This is a genomic window from Mesorhizobium sp. M7A.F.Ca.CA.002.05.1.1 (genome assembly GCF_003998335.1).
In the GTDB taxonomy this organism is placed as follows: Bacteria; Pseudomonadota; Alphaproteobacteria; order Rhizobiales; family Rhizobiaceae; genus Mesorhizobium.
Map to the genome: position 1 here is coordinate 1 of NZ_RZQI01001123.1, position 1,662 is coordinate 1,662.

Sequence of the window (1,662 nt, forward strand, 5' to 3'; positions counted from 1 at the left end):
GCGCTGCGCTTGTCCCCCACAAAACAATCCGCCCATGAAAACGGCCCCGCCGTGCTTTGCGCAAACGGACGGGGCCTTTTTGGATCTCAAATCCAATTTTACCGGGAGTGTACTGCCGGCGTTTGATTTCGGATGCACCGCGGCATTCAGCCGACGATCCGACTAGTAGTCTCTGATTTTTACGAGAGATGGCAGGTCACGGTTTGCCGGCTGGCGAAAACGCTGAACCCTGGCACTTATGCCTGCCTCGGCTCCAGTGACAACTGGAACCCTAGGGGACGATCCGGTGGCGTCATAGCTCCGCTCCTCTGTCCGTTGCGATTGTTGTCAATTCGAAGCACAAATCGCAAATGCCTGCGGCGTCTCGCAGGCCGCCTTTGGGCGGCGAGGCCATCGAAAGACGGCCGTCTTCGTTGACTGCTGGAGACTGCTCCCGTCAGCTGGTGGCGTCAACCATCAATAGCCGGTTACCGAAAAATGTGATCGCCGGGAGGTTACGTGCAAGTCAGTTTTTGCACAGCTTTGTCAGGAGCGTGTTCGGCCTTTGTTCTTTCCGCTTGCCCGTTCACGCGAAAGACGCTTAAACGCTCTCGTCGGGAATTGTGGCGTATCTCGACGTGGCGGCAAAACTACCTACATAGGGGATGGCCGGGAAAACCCGCCATTCCAGGAAATTCCAGATTCTGAGGCGGCGACCGGCTATGGCCGACCATAAATATCTTTCCATTCGCGGGGCGCGCGAACACAATCTGAAGAATGTCGATCTCGACTTGCCGCGTGACAGCCTGATTGTCATGACCGGCCTGTCGGGGTCCGGCAAGTCATCGCTTGCCTTCGACACGATCTATGCCGAGGGCCAGCGCCGCTATGTCGAAAGCCTGTCGGCCTACGCGCGGCAATTCCTCGAAATGATGCAGAAACCCGACGTCGACCAGATCGACGGCCTGTCGCCCGCCATTTCCATCGAGCAGAAGACCACCTCGAAGAACCCGCGTTCGACGGTCGGCACCGTCACCGAGATCTACGACTATATGCGGCTGCTGTTCGCCCGCGTTGGCATCCCCTATTCGCCGGCCACCGGCCTGCCGATCGAGAGCCAGACGGTTTCGCAGATGGTCGACCGCGTGCTGGCGATCGAGGAAGGCACGCGCCTGTTCATCCTGGCGCCGATGGTGCGCGGCCGCAAAGGCGAGTACCGCAAGGAATTGCTGGAACTGCAGAAGAAGGGCTTTCAGCGCGTCAAGGTCGATGGCGTCTTCTACGAAATCGCCGACGTGCCGGCGCTGGACAAGAAGTACAAGCATGACCTCGACGTCGTTGTCGACCGCATCGTCGTGCGCGGCGATCTGGCGACGCGGCTTGCCGATTCCATCGAGACGGCGCTGAAATTGGCCGATGGGCTGGCGGTCGCCGAATTCGCAGACAAGCCGCTCGATGCCAGCCAGACCGGCGAGGATTCGGTCAACAAGTCGAAGAACGAGACGCATGAGCGCATCCTGTTCTCGGAAAAATTCGCTTGCCCGGTCTCCGGCTTCACCATTCCGGAAATCGAACCGCGGCTATTCTCGTTCAACAACCCGTTCGGCGCCTGCCCGACCTGTGACGGTCTCGGCAGCCAGCGCGCCATCGACGGCAATCTGATCGTGCCGGACGAGAACATCT

General features: G+C 59.4%; 1 pseudogene. It reads left to right on the forward strand.

Annotation, left to right across the window (positions count from 1 at the left end):
* Positions 1–701: 701 nt before the first annotated feature.
* Positions 702–1,662, forward strand: a pseudogene (locus EN939_RS33205) (excinuclease ABC subunit UvrA); the annotation flags it as partial.